The following is a 25,053-nucleotide window of genomic DNA, read 5'->3' as shown; positions in this document are numbered from 1 at the left end:
GGGTTTGCCGGTGCCCGCGGGGTTGGTGGTGCCCGTGGGGTTGGCGGCCGGTCGGACCGCGCCGGACGACGGTCAGCCGGTCGGCCGGGCCGTACGGACCCGCAGCGCCCGGTGGGCGTCGTCGAGCTGGTCGGCGAGTTTGCGACGCAGCGCCGGGATCATGTCCGTACGGTCCAGGCACTCCTGGCCGAGGCGCAGTGATTTGGCGTCGATGGCGTACGCGGGGAAGGCATAGCGGCCCGCGGCGTCGGCGATGGCGGGGCCGCGGCGGTCGGCGAGGGCGACGGCTTCGGGGTAGTAGCGGGGGACGTATTCCTGTACGAGGTCCGCCTGTTCGGGATGCCAGAATCCTCGGGCGGTGGCGCTGAACAGGTAGTTGGAGAGGTCGTCGGAGTCGAACATCGAGGCCCATGCCTGGGCTTTGGCGGCCGGGTCGGGCAGGGCGGCACGGCAGCGTGCGGCGCCTTCCTGGCCGGTGGCGCTGGGGTCGCGGTCGAGTTCGGCGTCGATGGTGGCGGCGTCGACGGCGCCGAGTACGGCGAGGCGGGTGAGAATGCGCCAGCGCAGGTCGGGGTCGAGTTCGGGGCCGCCGGGGACGCTGCCGGAGTGGAGCCAGTCCTGGATGGTGTCGGGCTGGGTGGCGGCGTCGATGAAGTGGCGTACGGCGGTGAGGCGCAGCCCGGGGTGGTTACCGTCCTCGGTGCGGCGGATGAGGTCGCGGCAGACGCTGGTGAGGGTGGCGAGGGCGGCGGGCCGGTTCTCGGGGGTGAGGTAGCGGTCGGTGATCTGGCCGGCGGCGAAGGCGAGGACGCCTTGGACGATGGCGAGGTCGGTTTCGAGCGGGAGGTGGGTGCGAGCGGCGCCGAGGTAGGCGGCGGGTGTCATGCCCGGGGTGGCGGGGGGCATGTCCGATCCGCCGTGTGCCGGGGAGTCGCTGCCGCCGTCGCGGACCAGGTCGCGGGCGGCGTTCCAGATGACGGTGCGGGTGAGGGGGTCGGGGATGCCGGAGAGGGCACACAGGGCGGTGTCCCAGGAGGGGCCGTCGAGCCGGACCTTGGCGTAGGTGAGGTCGCTGTCGTTGAGGACGAGGAGGGCGGGACGGCGGCCGGTACGGGTGCCGGTCCCCGTCCCGGTGCCGGTGCCGGTGTCGGCGTCCGCGCCGGGGCTGTCGGGTACCGGGAGGTCGAGTGCGAAGCGCTCGCGTTCGATGAGGCGGGCGGGGTCGACGGGGTCGATGTCGTAGGCGCCGACGGCGATGTGGTGCGGGCGGCTGCCGTCTCGTACGACTCCGAGGTTCCACGCGGTCGCGCTGCCGGTGATCTCGGGGGTGAGGGTGTCGACGCCGGTGGTACGGAGCCACTGGGCGGCCCAGGCGTGCACATCGCGCTCGGTGGCCCGGCCGAGGGAGTCGATGAAGTCGGCGAGGGTGGCGTTGCCGAACTTGTGCCGGGCGAAGTGGATGTTGATACCGGCGAGGAAGTCCTTCTCGCCGAGCCAGGCGACGAGTTGGCGCAGTGCGGAGGCGCCCTTGGCGTAGGAGATGCCGTCGAAGTTGAGCAGGGCGGACGCGGTGTCGGGGACGGCGTCCGGGTCGGGGGCGACGGGGTGGGTGGAGGGACGCTGGTCGGCGTCGTATCCCCAGGCCTTCCTGCCGATGCCGAAGTCGACCCAGGTGTCGGTGAAACGGGTGGCTTCGGTGAGGATCTGGTAGCCCATGTACTCGGCGAAGGACTCGTTGAGCCAGATGTCGTCCCACCAGGCGAGGGTGACGAGGTCGCCGAACCACATGTGGGCCATTTCGTGGGCGATGACCACGGCGCGGGTCTGCCGCTCGGTGTCGGTGACGGCGGAGTGGTAGACGTATTCGTCGCGGAAGGTGACGAGGCCGGGGTTCTCCATGGCGCCCGCGTTGAACTCGGGGACGAAGGCCTGGTCGTACGAGTCGAAGGGGTAGGGCTCGTCGAACTTCTCGTGGTAACGGTCGTAGCAGGCACGGGTGATGTCGAAGAGCTCGTCGGCGTCGGCGTCTAGGTGGGTCGCGAGGGAGCGCCGGCAGTGGATGCCGAAGGGCAGTCCGGCGTGTTCGGTGCGTACGGAGTGCCACGGGCCGGCGGCGACCGCGACGAGGTAGGTGGAGATGAGCGGGGTGGGCGCGAGGGTCCACTGGCGCGGGCCGGTCTGCTGGGCGATGCCGTTACCGAGGACGGTCCAGTGGTCCGGTGCGGTGACGGTGAGTTCGAAGACGGCTTTGAGGTCGGGCTGGTCGAAGGCGGCGAAGACGCGCTGGACGTCGTCCAGGAACAGCTGGGTGTAGACGTAGGTTTCGCCGTCGGTGGGGTCGGTGAAGCGGTGCATGCCTTCGCCGGTACGGGAGTACCGCATGTCGGCTTCGACGCGCAACTCGTGCTCGCCCGCGCCGAGTCCGGTGAGTGCGAGCCGGTTCCCGGTGAGCGCCGCGGGGTCGAGGGGCTGTCCGTCGAGGGTGACGGAGCGCAGACCGGCCGGCTTGATCTCGACGAAGGTGTCTCCCGCGGCCCGTGCGGTGAAGTGAACGACGGTACGGGAGTCGAAGGTGTCGTCGCCGGTGGTGAGATCGAGAGCGATCGTGTACCGGTGGACGTCGAGGAACTGGGCTCGGGTCTGCGCTTCGTCGCGCGTCAGTACGGACATGGGGCCATGCTGCCCGATGGGCCGCAGGGCGCGCAGCAGTGTTCTTTGCGCTGTCAGCGCACGGCGACGGCTCCGCGGGCCTGTGCCAGGGGCCCTTGTGACGTGAGGGGAAAGTGGAGCGGCGTCACTGCCCCCGGTGGTACGTATCCGCAGCCGTTCCGCAGCCGTTGCTGTCGCTTCGGCTGTCGCTTCGGCTGTCGCTTCGGCTGTCGCTTCGGCTGTCGCTTCGGCTGTCGCCTGTCAACGCGCGGGGTGGCTCCGGCGTTCCCGTACGGAGCGGTGCGTGGCCGTCCGCCTGTGGTCGGCCCGTACGGCCGTCACGACGACGGTGTCCCGCCGCCGGCGGCGCCTTCCCCACCGTCCACAGTGCTCTCGCCACCGGTCCCGCTGCGTGTCTCGTCCGCGATCGTCTCGTGGTGGCGGATCACCTCGGCGACGATGAAGTTGAGCAGCTTCTCGGCGAAGGCCGGATCCAGCCTGGCGCTCTCCGCCAGCTGCCGGAGCCGGATGATCTGGCGGGCCTCGCGGGCCGGGTCGGCCGGGGGCAGCTGGTGTTCGGCCTTGAGGAGGCCGACCTGCTGGGTGCATTTGAAGCGCTCGGCGAGCATATGGACGACGGCCGCGTCGATGTTGTCGATGCTTTCGCGGAGGCGGTTCAGTTCGGCGCGTACGGAGTCGTCGATGCCGGCGTTGCTCGTGGTCATGGTCCGGCAGCTTAGACGGACCGGCGTTCGACCGGCTGAGGGTGGCCAGGATGCGGGATCGGGGCGCGGTCAGAGGGGCGGGATCAGAGGGGCGGGATCACGACGCCGGGGCCGGGACGTCGTCGCCCCGGCCGGCGCCCGGGACCGCACGGGCCTGCTGTTCTCGGAACCGGACGGGGGCCATGCCCACCCGGCGGGTGAACAGTCGGGAGAAGTAGGCGGGGTCGTGATAGCCGACCCGGCGGGCGACCGCGGCGACGGGGAGTTCCGTGGCGGCGAGGAGTTCCTTGGCGCGGCCGAGCCGGATACCCAGGAGGTAGTCCTTGGGCCCGCGGCCGACGGCCCTGCGTACGACCGTGCGCAGTTCGGCGGGGGTCATTCCGTGGCGGGCCGCGTGTTCGGCGACCGTGAGCGGGCGGCAGGCGTCGCGGGTCAGTGCCTGGAGCACCGGGTCGCCCTCGGCGTCGACGTCGGCGCGGGCCCGGCGCAGTACGACGAGGAGTTCGTGTACGGCCGCGCCCGTCTCGACTTCGAGCAGCGGGTTGCCCCGGCGGGCGGCGCGGGCGATCCGGGCGACGGCGGCTCGGGCGCCGGTCGCGTCGGAGAGGGGGACGACGGGCCGGTCGGGCTCGATGTAGCCGAGTTCGGTGTAGGTGGCGGTGGCGGGTCCGGTGAAGGCGACGAAGCTCTCGTCCCAGCCGTGGTGCTGGTCGGGGCCGTAGTGGTGGGGGGTGCCGGGCGTCAGCCAGAGCACCGCGGGCGCGCTGACGGTGGTGCGCCGCCCGTCCGCCGACCGGAACCAGCCGCTGCCCGCGCTGATGACGACGGCCACATGGTGGTCGAGGGTGCGCGGTCCGACCGTGGGCAGACAGCCGTGCTGGAGTCCGACGCCGAGGCAGACGAGGCCGAGGCGGTGGTGGGCCGGGCTGGGGGTGAGATACCGCATCCACGTGTCGTACATCCGCTTCCGCCCTTTCTCCCTGTCGCTGTCGCTGGTCCTGTCCCTGTCCCTGTCGTCGTCCCTGTCGTCGTCCCTGTCGCTGTCCCTGTCGCCGTCCCTGTCGCCGTCCCTGTCGCCGTCGCCGTCGCTCTCACCAACCGGCATCCCACCTCTTCGGTTGTGTCCAAACAGAGCTGATCTTTGTCCATGGACCGTCCGCTCGCCAGGGGGAGAAGGTGGGCCATGACCAGTGACGGAACGCACGGCGGGCCGAAGGACAACGGGCAGGAGAGCGGTAACGGTGGCTGAGTTCACGGTGGGGGACGAGCATTTTCTGGTGGACGGCCGGCCGGTCCGGCTGCTGTCGGGGGCGCTGCACTACTTCCGGGTCCATGAGGCGCGCTGGGGCCACCGGCTCGCGATGCTGCGCGCCATGGGCCTCAACTGCGTGGAGACGTACGTCCCGTGGAATCTCCATGAGCCGGAGCCCGGCCGTCACCACGACGTGGCGGCGCTCGGCCGGTTCCTGGACGCGGCGCGCGAGGCGGGGCTGTGGGCGATCGTACGGCCGGGCCCGTACATCTGCGCGGAGTGGGACAACGGCGGTCTGCCGCACTGGCTGACGGGCCCGCTGGGCGCGCGGGTGCGGACACGGGACGCGGCGTTTCTGGGGCCGGTGGAGCGGTGGTTCCGCCGTCTGCTGCCCCAGGTCGTGGAGCGCCAGATCGACCGGGGCGGTCCGGTGATCATGGTGCAGATCGAGAACGAGTACGGGAGTTACGGCACCGACCAGGTCTATCTGGGCCGGCTCACCGAGCTGGTCGGGGAGTGCGGCGTGACGGTTCCGCTGGTCACCTCGGACGGGCCCGAGGACCACATGCTCACCGGCGGCTCCGTCCCCGGGCTGCTCGCGACGGTCAACTTCGGCTCGGGTGCGCGCGCCGCCTTCGACGTACTGCGCGCGCACCGGCCCCACGGACCGTTGATGTGCATGGAGTTCTGGTGCGGCTGGTTCGAGCGCTGGGGCGGGGAGCGGGTCGTACGGGACCCGGCGGACGCGGCCGCCGCGCTGCGGGAGATCCTGGAGGCGGGCGCCTCGGTCAATGTGTATATGGCGCACGGCGGGACGAACTTCGCCGGCTGGGCGGGCGCCAATCGCTCCGGTGAGCTGAACGGGGGCGCGCTGGAGCCGGATGTGACGTCGTACGACTACGACGCGCCGATCGACGAGGCGGGGCGGCCGACGGAGAAGTTCCGGCTGTTCCGCGAGGTGTTCGCGCAGTTCCAGGACGGTCCGCTGCCCGAGGTCCCGCCGGCTCCGCCCGCGCTGGCCGGTCCCGTACGGGCGGAGTTCACCGGGTGGGCGTCGCTGGACGAGGTCATGGACACGCTCGGCGGGCCCGAGTCCCGGACGGCGCTGCCGCCGTCCTTCGAGGAACTGGACGTCGACCGGGGGCTGGTGCGCCACCGGCTGACGATCCCGGGGCCGCGCAAGCCCGGTCCGCTCACCCTGGCCGGGCTGCGCGACATGGCCGTGGTGTACGTCGACGGCGTACGGGCCGGGGTGCTGAGCGGGGAGGCCCCGGCGCTCGCGGAGCCGGTGGCCGGGCCGGCGTCGGTCGAGATCTGGGTGGAGTCGCTGGGCCGGGTCAACTACGGGCCGCGCCTCGGCGAGTCGAAGGGCATCACGGGCGGGGTGCTGCACGAGTTGCAGTATCTGCACGGGGTACGGTCCCGGGGCCTGCGGCTGGACGCGTTCGACGACGCGTCGGCGGTCGGGCGGATCCCGCTCAAGGCACCGGAGTCGGCACCGTCGTTGACGCCGGAGTCGGCACCGTCGTTGACGCCGGAGTCGGCACCGTCGTTGACGCCGGAGTCGGCACCGTCGTTGTCCCCGGAGTCGGCTCCGGAAGCGGACCGGGAGACCGGCTCGGAAGCGGACGCGCAGCCGGCACACCGCCGGGTTCCGGACCGGCTCGGTCACCGGGGGCTGTACCGCGCGGAGTTCGAGGTCCGTGGCGTCGGCGACGCCTCGCTCACCCTCCCCTCCTGGACCCGGGGCTTCGTCTGGGTGAACGGTTTCTGCCTGGGCCGCTACTGGTCGCGGGGGCCCCAGGAGTCGCTGCACGTTCCCGGTCCGGTGCTGCGCGAGGGCGGCAACGAGCTGTGGGTGCTGGAGCTGGAGGCCGCGGGCGAGGGGTACGTACAACTCGGCTGACCGAGGCGGGAAGAGAACCAGATCAGGAGGAGAGACGGGAAGAGAGGGACGGACAGGGCACGTTGGCCCCCGTCCGCCCCTCTCCTACGTGTATGTCCCGCTGTTCAGCTCGGTGCTCAGAGGGTCGAGGCGGCCGACTGGATCGCGGAAGCGAAGTTCGAGACCTCGGTGTAGACACCGGGGTATCCGGGGCGGGCGCAGCCGTTGCCCCAGCTCACGATGCCGATCTGGATGAAGGCTCCGGCGTTGTCCTTGCGGAACATCGGGCCACCCGAGTCGCCCTGGCAGGTGTCGGTGCCGCCCTGGGAGTATCCGGCGCAGATCTCTTCGGCGGCTATGATGTCGCCGCCGTACGACGCGCTGCAACTGGCGTCGGAGACGAACGGAACGGTCGCCTTGAGGAGGTAGCGCTGCTGGCCGCCGCCCTCGGTGGCCGCGCCCCAGCCGGCGACGGTGAAGTTGCCGGTGTTGTACGTGGCGTTGGTGGCGATCTTCAGGGTCGGCTGGTTGATCGGCGACGCGAGCTTGATCAGCGCCCAGTCCTTGCCCGAGCCGTTGTAGCCGGGGGCCTGGAGCACCTTGGTGGACTTGACCTTGATGGCGCTGGTGCTCTGGAGGTCCACGACCCCGGCGGTGGCCGTGATGCTGGTGTTGTTCCCGGAGCCGTCCACACAGTGCGCGGCGGTCAGGACGATGGTCGAGGAGTACAGCGCGCCGCCACAGCCCATGGAGAGCCGGACCATGAAGGGGAATTCACCCTGCGCGGCGCGGGTGCCACCGACGACGGGCGGCGCGACGGGCGCGGCGGCCTTGGTGGTCTTGTCCGGCGCGGGCGCGGCGGAGGCCGAGCTGGGCTGAAGACTGACAGCGGCGAGAACGACGGCGCCGGCGGCGGCGCATCTCTTGAGGACACCCAGAACGCTCAAGGGTCTGCCTTTCGTGGGGGCTGCTGGAGGTGGGGGTGGTGCGGCGGGTAGCGCTCGATCGCCGGGCCCGGTCATTGCGCGTAGATGTGACACGCGCAGACCTGAGACGAACAGATCTGACACGCGTAGATCTCACACGTGGGGCTGACATGGGCTCGACAAAAAAGCGTGATGCCGGATTATGCGGAGAAGATCAGCGAAGTCACAAGAGGCAGTTTTCAGCCATCCCGAGGACACGTTTGCCGGACACTGTCCGCTGAACGGACGGATCCCCCGCCGCCCCAGGCCCGTCCCCGTAAAGTTGACGCGGTGCGGGCCGGGCTCCGTCCGGCCCCGGACCGTCCTTCGAGGGGGTACGGATGTGACGAACGGCGGCGAGGTCGTCCACGGCTATCCGCACATCGAGATGGCGCGAGCGGCGATCACCGCGCTCTACCGGCGCCTCTCCCCCGACGGCATCCGCTCGTACGCGACCAGCGTCGCCCCCGCCGATGTGGCCTTCTCCGACGTGGACGATCTCCATCTCGGCACCCAGCGGGTGGCCCGCGCCCTGGTGGGGCAACTGCGCCTGCCGGACGCGCGCGTGATCGTGAGCTTCCGCGAGATGCGGCACGCGGCGAACGTCGAGCTGACGGCCGGGCCCGAGTACTTCATCGAGCTGAACAACCGTTTCCGCAGCCACCGCAGGGACATCGGCGCCGCCCTGGCCCACGAGATCACCCATGTCCTGCTGCACCGGCTCGGGCTGAGCTTCCCCGGCACCCGCGACAACGAGATCCTCACCGACACCGCAACCACCTATCTGGGTGCGGGCTGGCTGCTGCTCGACGCGTACCGCGAGGACCGCGACTCCAGCCAGAAGCTCGGCTATCTCACGCCCGAGGAGTTCGGCTACGTACTGGCCAAGCGCGCGCTGGTCTTCGACGAGGACCCCCGGATCTGGTTCACCAGCCCGCAGGGCTACACGTCGTATACGAAAGGCAGGGCGCGGGCGCTGCGCGACGAACAGCAACCGCCGCTGACCACCGCCGGCTGGTCGGGCCGGCACCGCTATGCCAAGGACCGCCGGTACGCCCTCGATCATCCGGGCGCCGCCACGGACCCGTCCTCGCCCTACGCGTTCGAGCTGCTGCCGGAGGGACCGCGGGTCTCGTTCCCCTGCCCGACCTGCCATCAGCGCATCCGGATCCCCGTCCAGGGCCGGGTCCGGGCGCGGTGCGGACTGTGCCGGACGGTACTGGAATGCGACACCTGAACGCCTGAACGACGCCGATACCGGGGCGAACGTAGGGTCGAAGCATGACGAAAGAGCCCGCGGCGGATACCCAGGCACTGTTCGAGGCGGTGTACGGCGGCGAGAGTGACGCCGTCGTCCGCCTGCTCCGGGCGGGCGTGCCGGCCGAGGCGACCGACAGCGAGGGCCAGACAGCTCTCTACCTGGCGGCTGTCAGCGACGAGGCGGGGCTGGTACGGCTGCTGCTGGCTGCGGGCGCCGACCCGCAGCGGGCGAGCGGCCCGGAGCGCGGGGATCTGCCGCTGTGCGCGGCGGCCTGCGGCGGGCACACCGAAGTCGTCCGGGCCCTGCTGGCGGCGGGCGCCCGGCCCGACAGCCGGGAGCAGTTCGATTTCACGGCCGTCACGTGGGCGGTGGTCCAGGGTTTCCCCGACACGCTGGAGGCGCTGCTGGAGTACGGCGCCGACCCCGACCTGCCGAGCCCCGGCGGTGAACCGCCCCTCCAGCTGGCCGCCCGCCGTGGCTCCACACCGTCCGTACGGGTCCTGCTGCGCTACGGCGCGGGCGCGCACGCCGGAACAGCCGACGGCACACACGACGGAGCGCGCGACGAAACGCACAATGCCGACGGCGTGCGCCTCGGGGCGCGCGAAGCGGCGCTCGCCGAGGCACGGCGCTGGATGGCGCTCGACGTGGAACAGGAACTGCGGGACGGCCTGCTGCGCGCCTATGGCGACGGATACGAGACGGTCGTACGCCGGATCGAGGAGGACGGCTCACTGACCGTCGTGGTCGAACTGCTGCGGGACGGCGAGCCGATGGCCGGGCAGGAGCAGCAGACCGGGCACGCGGCCGTCGCGACACTCCTGGAGGCGGAGCTGGGCATCGCGACCCCGTACGAGGAGCTGGCGGGGCGCGCGCTGCACTGCGGCGATCCCGGGCGGGACGACTGGACCGAGTCGGTGGCCGCGCTGTCGCGGCGCGGCGACGAGGAGACGTTCCAGGCGGCGGCTGCCTGGTGCGCGAGCGACGAGCCGTTGCGGCGGGCCTTCGCCGCCGGTGTACTGGCGCGGCTGGGCACGGCGGACGGGGCGGACGGGGCGAGTCCGTTCACGGCTCGCGCGGTGCCCCTGCTGCGCGAGCTGTCCCGGGAAGCGGAAACGGCCGAGCCGGAGCTGGTCCGCGTGGTGGTGCGGGGCCTGGGCCTGCACGGCGACCCGGCCGCGCTGCCGGAGATCCTGCGCCACACCGCCCATCCGGACGCCGCGGTACGGCGCCAGGTCGCGCTGGCGCTGGCCGGACTCGTACCGACCGGAAATGGCGAGGACGAGCGCGAATGTGACGACGGCTCCGGCCACGCCGGGGTGCGGGCGCTGATCCTGTTGAGCAGGGACGCGGACGCCTCGGTCAGGGACCGGGCGGTGCCGGCCCTGGCGGAGGTGGACGCGGACACCCACGAGATCCGTGAGGCGCTGGCGGCCCGGCTGAACGACCCGGACGCGGACACTGCGGCGGAGGCGGCCAAGGGTCTGGCGGTCCGTCAGGATCCGCGCGCGGTCGATGTGCTGGCCCGGATCCTCGCCGACGAGGATCCCGGCGGTTACGCGCGGGCGACGGCGGTGGCCGCCGTACGGTACGTACCGCACGGCCCGGAGCGGCGGCGGCTGGAGCGGACGCTTCCCCGGCGCCGCTGATCAGAGGGACGGCACAACCCCGGGCGCCCCAAGGGCCACGAGCCTTGTCCAACGATCCGGCCGACCGGCCGACCCGTCAGAGAAGGCGGAGCACGCCGGGCGCTTCCTCCTCGATGAGCCGCACCAGCTCGTCGAAGACCGTGGTCCCCCGGCCGGCCCGTACCTCGTCCAACCGCACCTGGATCGCGGCCCTGTTGCCCGGCGCCGCACGCTCCAGCCGCCGCTGGAGCGTGCGCACGGTCTCCTCCTGGCCCAGGGCCCGGCGCGAGAGTTCGTGCCGGCGCCACTCGATGACGAAGTCGCCGTCGTCCGGCGTTCCGTACCCGCCGGAGAGGCAGTCGGCGAGCGCGTCGAGATTGCTCCCGAAGTACCCGCCGGGCCCGTTCACGGCCGCACCGATCACCTGCCAGAAGCGGTCGAGGCCGGTGACCTCCGCCCCGTCGATCACATACGTCACCGTCATGGGACGGAGGTTACCTTCCGGTTGTCTCAACGGCCGTGACTCGGCGGCCGTGGCTCAGCAGCTGTACGTGACTCAGCAGCTGTACTTGACCAGCGAGAACGACGCGTAGTGGTCGGACGTGTAGTAGTCCTCGTCGGTCTTGTTGCCCGTGACGATGCGGCGAGCGCCACGGTTGGACGAGCCCGGGGTGATGACCGTGTACTCGTGGTAGTAACTGGCGGACTGGCTCGGCAGGATGCCTTCGCGGTTCTGGAAGACGCCGCCGTCCTGGGAGTACGGGTACGGCCCGCCGACCTCGATGAGGTCGAGGGTGTCGTGTGCCTGGGACGGCAGGTTGGAGTAGCAGATGCTGCCGACCGCGGTGGGGGCCGCGGTGGCGGCGGTGGCGGTGACCCCGCCGACCAGGAGCGTGGAGACCAGGGCGGCGACGCCGCCGAGGGTGGCGATACGTGGGGGAATTCGCATGGCACCTATGATGACGCGCGTAGACGCGTACACGTCAATCCCAACTACGGGTAATTTCCCGGAAGTTAACCATCGGTCCCGAGTCCGTAGCGTGCCGTACATCCACGCCGTAGAACCCGCCGCGGACCGAGACCGCCCCCGGATCTCACGCCCTGCCCCTTCCCGGGGCAGCCAAAAGCCCGGCACCGCGCTGAACGCGATGCCGGGCTCGAGCAGTTGACGGACGGCCTCAGGCGGCGGTGCGACGCCCGCCCTCGGTGCCCCGTCCCGGACGGCTCCGGCGGCCCCGGCTGCCACGGGAGGCGCTGCCGCCACCGAGCCGCGCCGCTCCGCCGGAGGAGGCGCCTCGGGCAGACCCGCCGGAGGTGGCACCGGCCGCGCCGCCACCGCCGGTGTTCTTACGGGCCGGCCGCGACGGCCGCGACTTCTGCTTCGCCTGGACGACGGGCTGCGGCACGTCGATGGTGACGGCCACCCCGGAGGGCTCCCGCGCACCGGTGAGCTGTGTCAGCTCCTCGTCCGTCGACTTGATCCTGGCCGACCTGGGCGCGATACCCGCGTCGGACATCAGCCGGGTCATCTCGCGCCGCTGCTCGGGCAGCACCAGCGTGACCACACTGCCGGACTCCCCCGCGCGGGCGGTGCGCCCGCCACGGTGGAGGTAGTCCTTGTGGTCGACGGGCGGGTCGACGTTCACGACGAGGTCGAGGTCGTCGACATGGATGCCACGGGCCGCGACATTGGTCGCCACGAGGCAGGTGACCAGGCCGGTCTTGAACTGTTCGAGCGTCCGGTTGCGCTGCGGCTGCGAACGGCCGCCGTGCAGCCCGGAGGCCCGTACACCGCTCGCCAGCAGTCGCTTGACCAGCCGGTCCACGGAACGCTTGGTGTCCAGGAAGAGCAGCACCCGGCCGTCACGCGCCGCGATCCGCGTGGTGACTTCCTTCTTGTCCGTCTCGTCCAGGACGTACAGCACGTGGTGTTCCATCGTGGTGACCGCACCCTGGGACGGGTCGACGGAGTGGACCACGGGGTCGTTGAGGTACTGCCGTACGAGCCGGTCGATGTTCTTGTCCAGCGTCGCCGAGAACAGCATCCGCTGCCCGTCCGCCTCGACCTGCTTGAGCAGCGCCGTGACCTGGGGCATGAAGCCCATGTCGGCCATCTGGTCGGCCTCGTCGAGCACGGTGATGGAGACCTGGTCGAGCCGGCAGTCGCCGCGCTCGATGAGGTCCTTGAGCCGTCCCGGCGTGGCGACGAGCACCTCGGCGCCGCGCCGCAGCGCGCCCGCCTGCTTGCCGATGGAGAGTCCGCCGACGACCGTGGTCAGCTTCAGATTGACGGCGGTGGCGTACGGCGTGAGCGCGTCGGTCACCTGCTGCGCCAGCTCGCGCGTGGGCACCAGCACCAGGGCGAGAGGCGCGCGCGGTTCGGCACGCCGGCCGGCGATGCGGGCGAGCAGTGCCAGGCCGAAGGCGAGGGTCTTGCCCGATCCGGTGCGTCCACGGCCGAGTATGTCGCGGCCGGCGAGGGAGTTCGGCAGAGTCGCGCCCTGGATGGGGAACGGCTCGGTCACGCCCTGCGCGGTAAGGGTCTTGAGCAGGCCGGCGGGCATGTCCAGCTCGTCGAACGCCTCGACGGCGGGCAGTGCGGGGGTGAGGGTTTCCGGCAGCGTGAATTCCTGCGGGCGCGCGGCGGCGCGGCGGGCGGGTGCCTTCGCCGAGCCCTTCGCGGGTCCCTTGGCGCGGGAGTTCACCGGGCGCTTGCCGGCGGGTCGGGCAGCACGGGCCGGGCGTTCGGGTCGAGTCATACGGAAAAATGCCTTCCTGGGCCTGAGGACAGCGCGAGCCGGGGCCCGCACCTGCACGGTGCGGGCCCCGGCTGCGAGGTACGCGTCCGGGAACTAGGCCGGGACGATGTTCTCCGCCTGCGGGCCCTTCTGGCCCTGCGTGACGTCGAACGAGACCTTCTGGCCCTCCTGGAGCTCACGGAAGCCCTGGGTGGCGATGTTCGAGTAGTGGGCGAAGACGTCGGCGCCGCCGCCGTCCTGCTCGATGAAGCCGAAGCCCTTTTCCGAGTTGAACCACTTCACGGTGCCAGTAGCCATGTCATTCTCCTAAAACAGGTGCAGAGCCGGAAATCCGCACTTTACGAATTCCTCGTCGCCGCATTGAGCCCCATCCGGAGAAGCCGGCAAAAACAATAATGCGCCTGAGGAACATTCCCGTCAGGCGCACATAAAGTTCATGGGTACCAAAACTGCAACGCAGTCAGCCTAGCACGCCCCGGTGGCGGGAATCGAGCGGGTCGCCGAGGAAGATCGCGACACCCGCCGGCACCCGCCCCCGGCGGCCTCCAGCGCGGCCGGGGCCGCCTCGCAACAGCCCTTCGACGCCCGCCGCCCCTCCCCTCTCGTCCCCTCCCCTCTCCTCTCACCCCTCCCGGCGCGTCCCCTCACCCCTCCTCGCGCGGCGGGCTGTCGTCGCCCCGCCGCCGTACGGTGCGCAGCGCCCGCTCCGGCCGCCAGACCTGTACGAACAGCTCGTCGCCGTCCATACCGGTCCGTACGACCTCGGCGAGATCCGCGCGGAAAAGATGGAACGGCAGCGGCGGCGCGACCGTCTCGGCGAACCGTGCGAGCACAGCGGCGTCGGTCACCTCCACCGCACGCCCGCCGACCCGGACGTCGCCGTCCTCCATCCTGTCGCCCGCACCCGGATTCGCGTGTACGGCGAAACGCGGATCGCGCAGCAGATCCTGCGCCTTTCGGGAATTCGGCATCATGCCGAGCCACAACTCCCCGAAACGGAAGGCGACTTCGAGTCCGGTCAGACGCGGGGAGCCGTCACCGCGGAGAGTGCCGAGGACATGGTGGGGGTACTTCTCGAATCGCCGCTGAACGGTCTCGGCGAAGCGCGGCTCCGCCGAGACGAAATCGGCCCAGGTGAATGTCATGCGTACAGCCAACCGTGGATACCCGACATCTTCTGTCGCCATTTTCGTCAGGCGGTCACCAGGGGACGACGCCTTCGTCCTCGAAGAACGAGCCGGTCGGGCCGCCGTCGGGCAGCGTGGCGAGCCGGATCGCCGTGGCCGCGCCCTGCTCAGCGGTGCGGGGCCCCTGGAAGCCGGTGAAGTCGGTCGCGACCAGTCCCGGGCAGGCGGCGTTGATCAGGATGTCCGTACCGGCGAACTGCCGGGCGTACTGCACGGTGACGGCGTTGAGGAACGTCTTCGACGGCGAGTAGGCGGCCATGACGGGGCCGATCTCGATGTCCGGGTCCGCCTGCCGGGTCAGGGAGCCGACGGAGCTGGAGACGTTGACGATGCGTGGCGATGTCGAGCGTCGCAGCAGCGGCAGCATCGCGTTGGTCACCCGGATGACACCGATGACGTTGGTCTCCACTACCGTGCGGAGCACGTCGAGGTCGAGCGTGGTCGGGTCCTGCCCCCACCCCGGCCCCATCTCTCCCGAGATGCCGGCGTTGTTGACCAGGACGTCCAGGCGCCCGGCCTGCCGTTCGACCAGTTCCGCGGCATCGGTGACGCTCCGGTCGCCGGTCACGTCCAGCGGCACTCCGAACGCGTCCACCCCGGCGGCGCGCAACTCCTCGACGGCGGCCTCGAGTCGGGCCCCGTCACGGGCTCCCACACCCACGCGATACCCGAGGGCGCCCAGCCCGTTCGCGATTTCGTAACCGATCCCCTTGTTCGCGCCGGTCACCAGCGCGGTCTTCGTTTCGTTCATGCCTCCGATACTCGCTCGCGGACGAGCGACGCATCCAACACCGACGCGGTGCCCTGTCATACCCGGCAGGTATCACCGAAGTAGGGTGTGGCCGTGGACACCTTGGAGACACGCGAGTTGAGGTACTTCACGGCCGTCGCGGAGGAACTGCACTTCGGCCGCGCCGCCGAGCGCCTCGGGATGGCCCAGCCACCCCTGTCCCGGGCGATCCAGCAGCTCGAGCGGCGCCTCGGCGTCACCCTGCTGGAACGTAACCGCCGCGGTGTCTCCCTGACCGGCGCCGGAGAGGTGCTGCTGCACGAGGGCCGTGCGGCCCTCGACGCGACGACCGCCGCCGCTCGCCGTACCCGTCGCGCCGGTGGCGCCGACAGTCCGGACGGCCCCCGAGATCGCCTGGTGCTGGCGGTGAAGGCCGCCGGGTCCCACGAACTGCTGCGGAAGCTTCTCGACGCCTACGCGGCCGAGCCCGACGCCGCCGAGATCGAAGTGCTGCCGAGCGGCATGTGCGAGCAGGAAGAGATGCTGCGCGACGGTCGTGCCGACGCGGCGTTCATGCACGCGCCGTTCAACTCCCTCGCCGGATTCGACAGCGAGGAACTGCTGACCGAGGGACAGAGCGCCATCCTGCCCGCCGGTCACCCCCTCGCCGCACGCAAGACGCTGTCCCTGGCCGACATCAGCGACATCCCCGGTCTCCCCCTCGCCCGCTGGCCCCGCCACGGCACGTACCCGCCCGGCCCGGGGCCCGAGATCCACGACCAGACGCAACTGGCCCAGCTGATCGCCCTCGGACGCACCGCGGCCGTCTTCCCCGACTCCGCCCGCGCCTGGCTGTGGGCCGAGCACACCGCCGTCCCCCTGACCGACGCACCCCCCGTCGTCACCCACATCGCCTGGCCCGCGCACAGCCGCTCCCTCGCCCTGGCCGGACTGATCCGCACGGCCGCGCGGCTATGACCGTGCGAGGCACTCGACTTGATCCGCAAGGATGCGAGGGAGTACGAAGGTGAGCATGAGCACCGACGCGAGCGACACCGGGCTGACCCAAGCGATCCGCGCACGGATCGAGGCGCCCACCTTCTGGTACGTCGCCACCACCGCGCCGGACGGTTCGCCGCACATCAGCCCGATGTGGGTCGGGCTCGACGGCGACCTGGTCTTCTTCAACACCTCGATCGGCCGGGTCAAGGAGCGGAACCTGCGCAATGATCCGCGTGTGTCCCTCTCCCACGCCGATCCGGACAATCCCTACGACCGCGTACAGATCCGCGGCCGGGCCGTCCGGTTCGTGGAAGGGCCGCAGGCGGAGCGGGACATGGACGGGCTCACCCGTACATATCTGGGAGCCGAGCGCTACCCGTGGCTGCTCCCCGGCGAGCAGCGGGTCACCGTACTGATCGAGCCCTCCCGGGTACGCCACGTCGTCGGCGTGGAGCCCTTCCCGCCCGGCGTCCTGCCGTCGCCGGGCTCTGACAGCTGAAGCGCGTCCCTACGCTCAGGTCCGGTCGAGCCGCACCGCGGAATGGTTCCGGGTCCCGAAGTCCTGATGCTCCGGCCCGGGAGGCACCGACCGCGCGCCCCCGGGATCGTCGAGCACGGCTTTTCGTGCCGGGACCGGCCGAGGAAATGGGTAGGTACAGCACAAGCAGCACCCTTGGTCAACCTGCGGTCAACACTCGTGTCGGCACGTCTGTGACCGCGACCTGTTCAGTCGTACGGACCGTCCGTTACCGTAGCGTTGTGCTGTTTCAGCTGCGACCCCTGGTGCGCGATGCCCTTACCGAGCCGCCCGTGACCCCAAGGTCTGTGCGTCGGGCGGCCATCCGGGTCCCGACCTGGGCGTAGTGGAACTGGCCATCGCCCCGCACCCGCGTCTTCGGCTCGCCCCGCGATGAGCGCTCAGCGACGCCAGAACACACTCACCACACTGGACACCGTCGCCCTCCCACTCCACATCATGGCCGTACTGCGTTCCCTGACCTTCCCCACAACGTCGAGGACCACATGACGAACTCGCCCGCAGTATCCGACCCGGCCGCACAACCCCGCCGCGTCCTGCTCGCCTCTCCCCGCGGATGGTGCGCGGGCGTGGACCGCGCCGTGCTCGCCGTCGAGAAGGCCCTGGAACAGTACGGGGCGCCCATCTACGTCCGCCACGAGATCGTGCACAACAAACACGTCGTGCAGACCCTGCGGAACAAGGGCGCCATATTCGTCGAACGCACGGACGAGGTGCCCGAGGGGGCCATCGTCCTGCTGTCCGCCCACGGCGTCGCCCCGACCGTCCACGCCGAAGCCGCCGAGCGCAACCTCGCGACCATCGACGCGACCTGCCCGCTGGTCACCAAAGTCCACAAGGAAGCCGTCTGGTACGCGCGGGAGGACTACGACATCCTCCTGATCGGCCACGAAGGACACGAAGAGGTCATCGGCACCAGCGGCGAAGCCCCCGACCACATCACCCTGGTCGACGGCCCCGACGACGTCGCGGATCTCTCGGTGCGCGACGAATCCAAAGTGGTCTGGCTCTCCCAGACCACCCTCTCCGTCGACGAGACCATGGAAACCGTCGATGCCCTCAAGACGCGCTTCCCGAACCTGACCTCCCCGCCCAGCGACGACATCTGCTACGCCACGCAGAACCGCCAGACCGCGGTGAAGAAACTCGCCGAGGACGCCGAACTCGTCATCATCGTCGGCTCCAAGAACTCCTCCAACTCCGTCCGCATGGTCGAGGTCGCCCTCGACGCCGGCGCGCCCGCCGCCCATCTGGTCGACTTCGCTCACGAGATCGACGAGGCCTGGCTGGAGGGCGTCAGCACGGTGGGGCTGTCCTCCGGCGCCTCCGCCCCCGACGTCCTGGTCGACGGCGTACTGCAATGGCTCGCCGAGCGCGGCTACGCCGATGTCGAGACCGTGACGACCGCCGACGAGTCCATCACCTTCGCCCTCCCCCACGAGCTCCGTCGCAACCTGCGATGACACCACAGGCGGCTGTCCCGCTCCTGTGCGGGACAGCCCCTGGATGAGTAAGTCCGAAGTCGCCCCATCCTCCCCAGCCCGCGCCACCGACGGTTGCCGCTGGTCAGGGGCGGGACGCAGACTGTGGCCCCGCCCCTGACCACGGGGCGATGCCACAGGCGGACCGGAGGATGAAACCCGTGACCACGTCGATCACCGAGATCGAGACCCATGGCGTCGAACGCATACCGGACGAGGACCGGTCGGCCCGCCCGATCGACCTCTTCCGGCTGGCTTTCGGCGGCGCCAACACCTTCGCGACCTGCGTACTCGGCGCCTTTCCCGTCCTGTTGGGGCTGTCCTTCCTGCAAGGTCTCGCGGCGACCGTCCTCGGCCTGGTCGCCGGGGCGCTGCTGCTCGCCCCCATGGCGCTGTTCGGCCCGGCGAACGGCACGAACAACGCGGTCTCGTCCTCGGCACACCTGGGAGTCCACGGCCGGATCGTCGGCTCGTTCCTCTCGCTGCTCACCGCCATCGCGTTCTTCTCGATCTCGGTGTGGTCCTCGGGTGACGCGCTCATCGGCGGGGCCCACCGGCTCGCCGACGTACCGGAGTCGGAGTTCTCGTACGGCGTCGCCTACGCGGTGTTCGCGGTCCTCGTCCTCATCGTCTGCGTCTATGGCTTCCGCTTCATGCTGCTGGTCAACAAGGTTGCCGTGACGGCCGCGTCGGCGCTCTTCGTGCTGGGCGCCGTCGCCTTCGGCGACGATTTCGACCCCGGCTACGCGGGCACCTTCGCCTCGACCGCCGACCCGCTGTTCTGGCCGTCGTTCATCGGCGCCGCACTGATCGTGCTGTCCAACCCGGTCTCCTTCGGCGCCTTCCTCGGTGACTGGTCCCGCTACATCCCGGCCGCGACACCGCGCCGCCGGGTGATGGGCGCCGCGTTCCTCGCCCAGCTCGCCACCCTGCTGCCGTTCGTCTTCGGCCTGGCCACCGCCTCGGTCATCGCCACAAAGGCCGCCAAGTACGTCGACCCGGCCGCCCCCAACTACGTCGGCGGGCTGCTGGCGATCTCGCCCGGCTGGTACTTCCTGCCGCTGTGCCTGATCGCACTGATCGGCGGCCTGTCCACCGGCACCACGGCGCTCTACGGCACCGGCCTCGACTTCTCCAGCGTCTTTCCGCGCTTCAGCCGGGTCCGGGCGACCTTCCTCATCGGGGCACTGTCGATCGTGTTCCTCTTCCTCGGCCGGTTCGCCCTGAACCTGACCCAGTCCATCTCCACCTTCGCGACGCTGATCGTCACCTGCACCGCGCCCTGGATGACCGTGATGGTTCTCGGCTATGTCACCCGCCGTGGCTGGTACGACGCGGAGGCGCTGCAGGTCTTCAACCGCCGTCAGCGCGGCGGCCGTTACTGGTTCACTCACGGCTGGAACTGGCGCGGGATGTCCGCCTGGCTGGTGTCCGCCGTCGTGGCGCTGCTCTTCGTGAACCTGCCGGGCCAGTTCGTCGGCCCGCTGGGCGACCTCGCGAACGGGGCCGACATCTCCCTGCCGGTCGGTCTCGCCCTCGCGGCCATGAGCTACCTCGGCCTGCTGATCGCGTTTCCCGAACCGCGCGCGGTGTACGGGCCGGACGGCCCCCGCCTCGTGCGGGCCTCCGCCGCCGACACTCCGCCCATCACCGACTCCCCGGGCGGCCCCGACGACCTCTCCGCCACCGCGACCGCTCCCGAGCACACCTGAGCGGCAATGGCCGCGGCGGCCTCCGGCACGGTGCCCGACTCGACGTGTTCGGATCAGGCCTGCGCGGGCGCGCGGGCGGCTACGACGGGGGATCTACGACAGCAACGAGCCCCCGGTGACCAACCTGGCCGGGGGCTCGCTCACGTATTCACTGGACCCGCGGCGCCTACGAGCGCGGAACCCTCGCCTTCGGCAGTGCCCGCAAAGTCGCTTGGGCCTTGAGCAGCATCTCCTCGTACTCCGCCTCGGGGTCGGAGTCGAGGACAATGGCGCCGCCCGCGCCGATGGTCAACTCACCGTCGTGGCTCACGGCGGTGCGGATGGTGATGCTGAGGTCGGTGGTGCCCGTGTATCCGATGAAGCCGAGGGCTCCTGAGTAGACTCCGCGGGCTTCGTCCTCCAACGTGTCGATGATCTCCATGGTGCGCAGCTTCGGCGCTCCCGTCATGGATCCGCCGGGGAAGCAGGCCCCTACCGCGTCGACGACGGACGTGTCGTCGCGCAGCGTCCCGGTGACCGTGGAGACCAACTGGTGCACGGTGGCGTACGACTCCGTCACCATGAGTGCCGGGACAGCGACGCTGCCGACCTCGCAGATCCGTCCGAGGTCGTTGCGGAGCAAATCCACGATCATGAGATTCTCCGCGCGCGTCTTGGGATCCATCTGCAAGGAGCGCCGCCTCTCATCATCGGTTCGCGGGTCCGGGTGACGGGGCGCTGTTCCCTTGATCGGTTTGGTCTCCACCGTGCGAGCGGCGTCCACCTTGAGGAACCGCTCGGGCGAGGAGCTGAAGACCGTGACCTCGCCGAGGCGCAGAAACGCGGCGTAAGGAGCGGGGTTGAGCCGGCGCAGGCGCTGGTAGTAGGCGACATCGTCCACTGGTGCGGGCAGGCGGAGTTTGTTGGTGAGGCATATTTCGTAGCTCACGCCCTCCCGCAGTAGTCGATCGCACTCATGGATGTCGGCCAGGTACTGGGTGCGCGGGCGGACCAGGCGTTTCGACGCGTCATGGTTTTCGGCGAGGGGCGGCGGAGACGTGTCGGGCCGTGCTGTGGGCAGGTCGGCCAGTGTGGGGACTACGGTACTGATCCACTTCTGGGCGGCGTCCACGTCCTGCTGCTCGCACACGGCGACGACATAGGTACGGTTTTCGGCGTGGTCCACGGCGATGAATCGGTCGGCTTGAAGCCACACGGCGTCCGGGGTCTGGGACCGGTGGGTGCGGTCGGCGCCGAGATCGGCCTTCAACTCGTAGCCGAAGTAACCGACGTAGCCGCCGGCGAAATCGAAGGGCAACTCCTCGGTACCGGTGACCACGCGGCCGGTGCGGCGGTTGAGGGCGTCGAAGATGGTGCCGTCTTCCAGACGCGGAATACCTCCCGCGGGGTCCACGACGACATGCTGGTCTTCCACACGGTAGGTCAGCATCTCCGTTCCGGGCTCTTCCGCGGAGCCGAAGAAGGAGAAGCGGGCCAGGCCCGGTTCGACGTGCGAGCTGTCGAGCCAGAAGGAGCGTGCGCCGGCGCCGTACAGGTCCAGGAACGCGGCCTCGGCGTCGACGGCTCCGTCCAGGACGCCGACCTGCACCTGGAGTCGTACGGGGTCCGGGTGCGGAGTCGACGGTGCGACGGACGCGGCCAAGTCACCGGTTCCGGTGGTGACTTGGCGATCGCGGATGCCGGTACTGCCCTCGTGCGAGCCCGGGGCGAGTGCCAGGTCGCGGAAGTTCGCCAGGAGGAGCGCACCGTGCTCCGTGCAGATCGACTCGGGGTGGAACTGCACCCCCCACCAGGGGCGGTCGCGATGAGCCAGACCCATGACCACGCCGTCCTCGGCGCGCGCGGTGATCCGGAGATGCGCGGGCACGGGTTCGGCGATGCTCAGTGAGTGGTAGCGCACGGCGGTGAACTCCTGCGGGATACCGGCGAAGAGTCCGTCACCGCTGTGCTGGATCGTGGACAGGTATCCGTGTCGGGGCTGCGGGGCGGGGGTGACCCGCGCGTCCGCCAGGAGTCCCATGCCCTGGTGCCCGAGGCACACGCCCAGGACCGGAAGCCGGGCGTCCTCCAGGATGTCGCGGGAGCGGCCGAAGTCGCGGGGGATGGCCGGGTGCCCCGGTCCCGGCGAGATGACCGCGGCATCGAAGTCGTTCAGATCGAGATGGTCCCAGTCCGCGGTGTCGTTCCGTACGACGACGGGCGGTATGCCGTACACCTTCGCTATGAGCTGGTACAGGTTGTAGGTGTAGGAATCATAGTTGTCGATCAGCAGGACGCGCATGGGTTAGCACCAAGTGTTTGTCGGAGGCGGAAGAGAGGAGAGTGCGGGCACCTCCCGGTCCAGTTGGATCGCTGCTTGGCTTGCTTGGCTCAGACATCGGATGCAGCGTGGTCGGTGGCCGTCAGGAGGCTTCGGTCGTCACCGTCGACCAGTCGAAGGGGACGGAGTCGAAGACATCCAGCTCTTCGCACAGTTGCCGCAGCCCGCTGAAGTCCTGAAGGAGCCGTCCACGGCCGGAGGCGTTCTGGATGTCTTGCAGCATCTGTCCGCCCCCCTCCACTTCGAGTAGTTCCAGGATCCTCGCCCAGGTCGTGAAGTCGTGGGCGGAGAACGCCTCCATCCCGTCGGCCAACGCGGTGAGGAAATAGTCGCGTTGTTCGGCACCAAAACGCTTCCATGCCTCTTGAACGACGGTGTTCGCGATGGAGGCGTGACAGTATTCGTCACGGTTGTGCAGGACGGCCGTCAGACGGTTCACGGGCTGGATCTCGTGATCCTCGGCGATGAGGTCCAGGTGGGCGTTTATGGAGACTTCCGCAACCGTGGTGAAGGCGAGTGAGACCAGAGCCTGATGCTCGGGTGTCTCGGCGGCGGAGAGCCGGTGCGCGTGCCGGCGTGTTTTGTATCCGAGCGGAAGTGCGGAATCGGGCATGCGCCAGCCGCGTTGCCGACGCGTTACGGCACTGGCGTTCAGGTGCATCAGCGTGTGGTATTGCTCATCGACCATGGCTTGTGTCACCGCGATTGCCATGGATTCGTCCAGCCCGGTGTCGAAGGCTTCTTTGGCGATCAGGCTGAACCCCGGGTTGACCACGAACTGCTCGATGTCCATGATGTTCTTGTTGAACGCCACCCAACCCCACGCAAGAATCCTGGCCTTGACCTCGTCGTCGAGAGCAAGATATGTAGGGTGGGTCCGGAAAGGCAGCAGGGCTACGGGGAAGTCCGGCCTGTCCTGCTCGAACACGTCGTCCAGGCTTTCTTCCCGCCGCCTCACCGTCGCGCGCCGATTCCAGTTGTCGGCCAGCCTGCTGAGGATGGCGTTCTCCACTGCGTCATTCGGATCATGTTCCGGGAGCGACCGCAGCCGTTCCACCAAGGAGAATGCTCCGAATTCTGGATTGATCATTCTTATAACCTCCCCCACTGTCGATGGACAGGCCGGGCGGACACTCGGTCCAGGTCAGTTCCGACCGGCTCCCGCCGTGCCGGCCATGGTCTTGAGAGACTGGACTTCGGTCGGGTCCAATGTGACCCCGAAGATCTTCTCGGGAGCAGAAAGCGTCTCGTCCTCGTCCAGTTCCCGGTGACTTGCCGGCTCTCCAGGACGGATTTCGGTGAGCGCGTTGCCGATGAGGACGTGCCTCACGGTGGGCTGTGTGCGCTGGAGGATCACCCGGTGGTTGAACGGTGAGCGAGGGTGGGTCCTGCAGAAGTGGTTGAGGATCTCGAAGTCCGCCGGATAGCGCGCGTCCGTGGTGAAACCGTAGATCTCCGCGGGTCCCTCGGCCCGCAGGAATCGCAGTACGTGTTCACCGTGCGGTTCCCGCACCATGTCGAAGGACCAATCGCCGTCCACCGTTGCGCCGTCGGCGATTCGGATCGGCTCGTGCAGTCCGTATCCACCGAAACTCACATCGAAGAGCCAGCGTTCGTCGTCCAACTCGACACACAGAGCGACATGGACGGCGGGGCCGAATTTGTTTCCGGTACGGATCCGGGATCTGGCCGACAGCGCGGTGAAGGTGAACCCGATCCGGTCCAGCACGGCTGCCACCAGGACGACCTGTTCCATACACCAGCCGCCGCGGCCACGTCGCACGATCTTCTCCTGGACACTTTCCAGGTCCAAGGGCACCGCCCGCCCGAGTATCGCGTCAATGTTCTCGAAGGCGATGGCGTCGACGTGGGCGGCGTGCAGGCCCCGCAGCGTAGCGAGATCCGGAGCCACGTCGGCCACGTACCCCACGCGAGACAGGTAGGCGTCCAAGTCGACGCCATTTCCCTGCCACATCGAATCTGTCATCCGTATCCCATCCTTCAATCGTTGACGTGCTCGGATACCGGTACTGCGGCCGGCCGTGCATCAAGTCCGTCAGGTGAACTGTCCGGCGATCGCCGCCGCGAGAATGATCCAGCCGAAGTAGCGGTTGACGATGAAGGTGTCCCCGCAGGATTTCGGAACGTCCAGGTCCACGCGTACGACCAGATAGGAAAGCAGGAGCCCCGCCAACACGACGAGTACGTAGAAGGCCCAGCCCGTCCCCGCCTCGGCGCCGGCCCACAACGCGCTGGCGACGCTCAGCGCGATGAAGATGCCCAGCCACGCCTTGCTGGACTTTCCGAACATCAGAGCGGAAGACGTGACACCGATACTCCGGTCGTACTCCTTGTCCTGGTGGGAGTAGACCGTGTCGTGGAACAGGGTCCAGAAGAACCCGCACGCGTACAGGCCGAACACGGCCGGCGGGTAGTCGATCCGCCCGGTCACCGCCGTCCAGCCGGCCAGCGCATAAAAGTTGATCACCAACGCCAGCCATGCCGTGGGCCAGGCAAATATGCGCTTCATGTAGGGGTACGCGACGAGCAACGGGTACGAGGCCGCGACGACCAGGGCCGTTTCCTTGTTCACGATCGCCAGGATCAGCAGTGAAGCCACAGCCTGGGCGGCGGCGAAGAGGAGTGCGTTCCCGACGCTGATCGTCCCCGCCACGACAGGACGCGACGCCGTGCGGGCGACTTGGGCGTCGATGTCCTTGTCGATGACGTCGTTGACCGCGCAGCTCGCGCCGCGCACCAGTACCGCCGCGAGGGCGAGACACACCACCGCCGGCAGGTCTGGTCGCCCTTCGGTGGCGAGGGAGAAACTCCACAGTCCTGGAAGAAGGTAGAGCACGACACCCGTGGGTGCGTGCAGGCGCATCAATATGAGATAGGCACGGAGTGGCTCGGGGCTCTTTTTGACCAGGCGTGCGGATATTCGCGGGGATTTTTCGCG

21 protein-coding genes are annotated in these 25,053 nt (G+C 69.6%); 7 read left to right on the top strand and 14 right to left on the bottom strand.

Annotation, left to right across the window (positions count from 1 at the left end; genetic code table 11):
• Nucleotides 1–72 precede the first annotated feature (72 nt).
• The 3 genes from pepN to ACIOJD_RS11520 form a co-directional block, all read right to left on the bottom strand.
• Nucleotides 73–2,670, bottom strand: a complete 2,598-nt coding sequence (pepN, locus tag ACIOJD_RS11530) for an aminopeptidase N (protein ID WP_401911142.1) — start codon at nt 2,668–2,670, stop codon at nt 73–75.
• Between the two features lie 317 nt (nt 2,671–2,987).
• Nucleotides 2,988–3,374 carry a chorismate mutase gene (locus ACIOJD_RS11525; protein ID WP_401911139.1) on the bottom strand — a complete coding sequence of 129 codons (387 nt, stop codon included), beginning with the start codon at nt 3,372–3,374 and terminating at the stop codon, nt 2,988–2,990.
• Between the two features lie 97 nt (nt 3,375–3,471).
• A complete protein-coding gene (locus tag ACIOJD_RS11520) occupies nt 3,472–4,335 on the bottom strand; it encodes an AraC family transcriptional regulator (RefSeq protein WP_401911755.1) in 864 nt (287 codons plus the stop codon).
• 280 nt (nt 4,336–4,615) lie between these two features.
• Between ACIOJD_RS11520 and ACIOJD_RS11515 the strand changes: the two genes are divergently transcribed.
• Nucleotides 4,616–6,532, top strand: coding sequence for a beta-galactosidase (locus tag ACIOJD_RS11515; protein ID WP_401911136.1), 1,917 nt, complete (start codon nt 4,616–4,618; stop codon nt 6,530–6,532).
• 116 nt (nt 6,533–6,648) lie between these two features.
• On the opposite strand, the gene ACIOJD_RS11510 is transcribed toward ACIOJD_RS11515, so the two are convergent.
• Complete coding sequence (locus ACIOJD_RS11510; RefSeq protein WP_401911134.1) at nt 6,649–7,533, bottom strand: S1 family peptidase; 885 nt, start codon at nt 7,531–7,533, stop codon at nt 6,649–6,651.
• A 331-nt stretch (nt 7,534–7,864) separates the two neighbouring features.
• Here ACIOJD_RS11510 and ACIOJD_RS11505 point away from each other — a divergent pair, with 331 nt between their 5' ends.
• Together ACIOJD_RS11505 and ACIOJD_RS11500 are read left to right on the top strand one after the other, a co-directional pair.
• Nucleotides 7,865–8,713, top strand: a complete 849-nt coding sequence (locus ACIOJD_RS11505) for a hypothetical protein (protein WP_401911752.1) — start codon at nt 7,865–7,867, stop codon at nt 8,711–8,713.
• A gap of 44 nt (nt 8,714–8,757) precedes the next feature.
• Nucleotides 8,758–10,386 (top strand): ankyrin repeat domain-containing protein, encoded by a 1,629-nt coding sequence (locus ACIOJD_RS11500; protein WP_401911132.1) that lies wholly within the window; start codon nt 8,758–8,760, stop codon nt 10,384–10,386.
• Between the two features lie 76 nt (nt 10,387–10,462).
• Here the strand turns inward: ACIOJD_RS11500 and ACIOJD_RS11495 are convergent, their stop codons facing one another.
• From ACIOJD_RS11495 to ACIOJD_RS11470, 6 genes are all read right to left on the bottom strand, one after another.
• Complete coding sequence (locus ACIOJD_RS11495) at nt 10,463–10,849, bottom strand: barstar family protein (RefSeq protein WP_401911129.1); 387 nt, start codon at nt 10,847–10,849, stop codon at nt 10,463–10,465.
• A gap of 72 nt (nt 10,850–10,921) precedes the next feature.
• Entirely contained in the window at nt 10,922–11,314 is a 393-nt protein-coding gene (locus tag ACIOJD_RS11490) for a ribonuclease domain-containing protein (RefSeq protein ID WP_401911127.1), read from the bottom strand.
• Between the two features lie 229 nt (nt 11,315–11,543).
• Nucleotides 11,544–13,124 (bottom strand): DEAD/DEAH box helicase, encoded by a 1,581-nt coding sequence (locus tag ACIOJD_RS11485; RefSeq protein ID WP_401911124.1) that lies wholly within the window; start codon nt 13,122–13,124, stop codon nt 11,544–11,546.
• A 93-nt stretch (nt 13,125–13,217) separates the two neighbouring features.
• A complete protein-coding gene (locus tag ACIOJD_RS11480; RefSeq protein ID WP_015607926.1) occupies nt 13,218–13,421 on the bottom strand; it encodes a cold-shock protein in 204 nt (67 codons plus the stop codon).
• Between the two features lie 347 nt (nt 13,422–13,768).
• Nucleotides 13,769–14,269, bottom strand: a complete 501-nt coding sequence (locus ACIOJD_RS11475) for a pyridoxamine 5'-phosphate oxidase family protein (protein WP_401911121.1) — start codon at nt 14,267–14,269, stop codon at nt 13,769–13,771.
• A 55-nt stretch (nt 14,270–14,324) separates the two neighbouring features.
• The gene (locus ACIOJD_RS11470) at nt 14,325–15,062 is read right to left on the bottom strand and encodes an SDR family oxidoreductase (protein WP_401911118.1); all 738 of its coding nucleotides are present in this window, start codon (nt 15,060–15,062) and stop codon (nt 14,325–14,327) included.
• A gap of 93 nt (nt 15,063–15,155) precedes the next feature.
• Here ACIOJD_RS11470 and ACIOJD_RS11465 point away from each other — a divergent pair, with 93 nt between their 5' ends.
• The 4 genes from ACIOJD_RS11465 to ACIOJD_RS11450 all read left to right on the top strand — a co-directional run bounded on the left by ACIOJD_RS11465 (nt 15,156) and on the right by ACIOJD_RS11450 (nt 19,774).
• Nucleotides 15,156–16,019: a LysR family transcriptional regulator gene (locus tag ACIOJD_RS11465; protein WP_401911115.1), complete on the top strand. Its 864-nt coding sequence runs from the start codon at nt 15,156–15,158 to the stop codon at nt 16,017–16,019.
• Nucleotides 16,020–16,074: 55 nt separating this feature from the next.
• On the top strand, nt 16,075–16,542 hold the full coding sequence (locus tag ACIOJD_RS11460; RefSeq protein WP_401911113.1) for a PPOX class F420-dependent oxidoreductase: 468 nt from the start codon (nt 16,075–16,077) through the stop codon (nt 16,540–16,542).
• A gap of 524 nt (nt 16,543–17,066) precedes the next feature.
• Nucleotides 17,067–18,044 (top strand): 4-hydroxy-3-methylbut-2-enyl diphosphate reductase, encoded by a 978-nt coding sequence (locus ACIOJD_RS11455; protein ID WP_401911110.1) that lies wholly within the window; start codon nt 17,067–17,069, stop codon nt 18,042–18,044.
• Between the two features lie 170 nt (nt 18,045–18,214).
• Complete coding sequence (locus ACIOJD_RS11450; RefSeq protein ID WP_401911108.1) at nt 18,215–19,774, top strand: purine-cytosine permease family protein; 1,560 nt, start codon at nt 18,215–18,217, stop codon at nt 19,772–19,774.
• Nucleotides 19,775–19,940: 166 nt separating this feature from the next.
• Here ACIOJD_RS11450 and pabB read toward each other — a convergent pair whose 3' ends face one another.
• From pabB to ACIOJD_RS11430, 4 genes are all read right to left on the bottom strand, one after another.
• Nucleotides 19,941–22,055, bottom strand: coding sequence for an aminodeoxychorismate synthase component I (gene pabB / locus ACIOJD_RS11445; protein ID WP_401911105.1), 2,115 nt, complete (start codon nt 22,053–22,055; stop codon nt 19,941–19,943).
• A gap of 121 nt (nt 22,056–22,176) precedes the next feature.
• Nucleotides 22,177–23,184 (bottom strand): diiron oxygenase, encoded by a 1,008-nt coding sequence (locus ACIOJD_RS11440; protein ID WP_401911102.1) that lies wholly within the window; start codon nt 23,182–23,184, stop codon nt 22,177–22,179.
• Between the two features lie 54 nt (nt 23,185–23,238).
• Nucleotides 23,239–24,081 carry an arylamine N-acetyltransferase gene (locus ACIOJD_RS11435; protein ID WP_401911100.1) on the bottom strand — a complete coding sequence of 281 codons (843 nt, stop codon included), beginning with the start codon at nt 24,079–24,081 and terminating at the stop codon, nt 23,239–23,241.
• A gap of 69 nt (nt 24,082–24,150) precedes the next feature.
• Nucleotides 24,151–24,978, bottom strand: coding sequence for a 4-hydroxybenzoate octaprenyltransferase (locus ACIOJD_RS11430; RefSeq protein WP_401911097.1), 828 nt, complete (start codon nt 24,976–24,978; stop codon nt 24,151–24,153).
• Between the last annotated feature and the right edge of the window lie 75 nt (nt 24,979–25,053).

This window comes from Streptomyces sp. NPDC088116, from assembly GCF_044741745.1.
Taxonomy (GTDB): Bacteria; Actinomycetota; Actinomycetes; order Streptomycetales; family Streptomycetaceae; genus Streptomyces.
Note: the sequence above shows the minus strand (reverse complement) of the source record. Positions and strands in the feature narration are given on the sequence as shown.

What these genes read in the sequence shown, in the direction of transcription:
- pepN (WP_401911142.1), bottom strand. Translation starts at nt 2,670, where the DNA reads ATGTCCGTACTGACGCGCGACGAAGCGCAGACCCGAGCCCAGTTCCTC.
- ACIOJD_RS11525 (WP_401911139.1), bottom strand. Translation starts at nt 3,374, where the DNA reads ATGACCACGAGCAACGCCGGCATCGACGACTCCGTACGCGCCGAACTG.
- ACIOJD_RS11520 (WP_401911755.1), bottom strand. Translation starts at nt 4,335, where the DNA reads ATGTACGACACGTGGATGCGGTATCTCACCCCCAGCCCGGCCCACCAC.
- ACIOJD_RS11510 (WP_401911134.1), bottom strand. Translation starts at nt 7,533, where the DNA reads ATGACCGGGCCCGGCGATCGAGCGCTACCCGCCGCACCACCCCCACCT.
- ACIOJD_RS11505 (WP_401911752.1), top strand. Translation starts at nt 7,865, where the DNA reads ATGGCGCGAGCGGCGATCACCGCGCTCTACCGGCGCCTCTCCCCCGAC.
- ACIOJD_RS11500 (WP_401911132.1), top strand. Translation starts at nt 8,758, where the DNA reads ATGACGAAAGAGCCCGCGGCGGATACCCAGGCACTGTTCGAGGCGGTG.
- ACIOJD_RS11495 (WP_401911129.1), bottom strand. Translation starts at nt 10,849, where the DNA reads ATGACGGTGACGTATGTGATCGACGGGGCGGAGGTCACCGGCCTCGAC.
- ACIOJD_RS11490 (WP_401911127.1), bottom strand. Translation starts at nt 11,314, where the DNA reads ATGCGAATTCCCCCACGTATCGCCACCCTCGGCGGCGTCGCCGCCCTG.
- ACIOJD_RS11485 (WP_401911124.1), bottom strand. Translation starts at nt 13,124, where the DNA reads ATGACTCGACCCGAACGCCCGGCCCGTGCTGCCCGACCCGCCGGCAAG.
- ACIOJD_RS11480 (WP_015607926.1), bottom strand. Translation starts at nt 13,421, where the DNA reads ATGGCTACTGGCACCGTGAAGTGGTTCAACTCGGAAAAGGGCTTCGGC.
- ACIOJD_RS11475 (WP_401911121.1), bottom strand. Translation starts at nt 14,269, where the DNA reads ATGACATTCACCTGGGCCGATTTCGTCTCGGCGGAGCCGCGCTTCGCC.
- ACIOJD_RS11470 (WP_401911118.1), bottom strand. Translation starts at nt 15,062, where the DNA reads ATGAACGAAACGAAGACCGCGCTGGTGACCGGCGCGAACAAGGGGATC.
- ACIOJD_RS11460 (WP_401911113.1), top strand. Translation starts at nt 16,075, where the DNA reads ATGAGCACCGACGCGAGCGACACCGGGCTGACCCAAGCGATCCGCGCA.
- ACIOJD_RS11455 (WP_401911110.1), top strand. Translation starts at nt 17,067, where the DNA reads ATGACGAACTCGCCCGCAGTATCCGACCCGGCCGCACAACCCCGCCGC.
- ACIOJD_RS11450 (WP_401911108.1), top strand. Translation starts at nt 18,215, where the DNA reads ATGAAACCCGTGACCACGTCGATCACCGAGATCGAGACCCATGGCGTC.
- pabB (WP_401911105.1), bottom strand. Translation starts at nt 22,055, where the DNA reads ATGCGCGTCCTGCTGATCGACAACTATGATTCCTACACCTACAACCTG.
- ACIOJD_RS11440 (WP_401911102.1), bottom strand. Translation starts at nt 23,184, where the DNA reads ATGATCAATCCAGAATTCGGAGCATTCTCCTTGGTGGAACGGCTGCGG.
- ACIOJD_RS11435 (WP_401911100.1), bottom strand. Translation starts at nt 24,081, where the DNA reads ATGACAGATTCGATGTGGCAGGGAAATGGCGTCGACTTGGACGCCTAC.
- ACIOJD_RS11430 (WP_401911097.1), bottom strand. Translation starts at nt 24,978, where the DNA reads ATGCGCCTGCACGCACCCACGGGTGTCGTGCTCTACCTTCTTCCAGGA.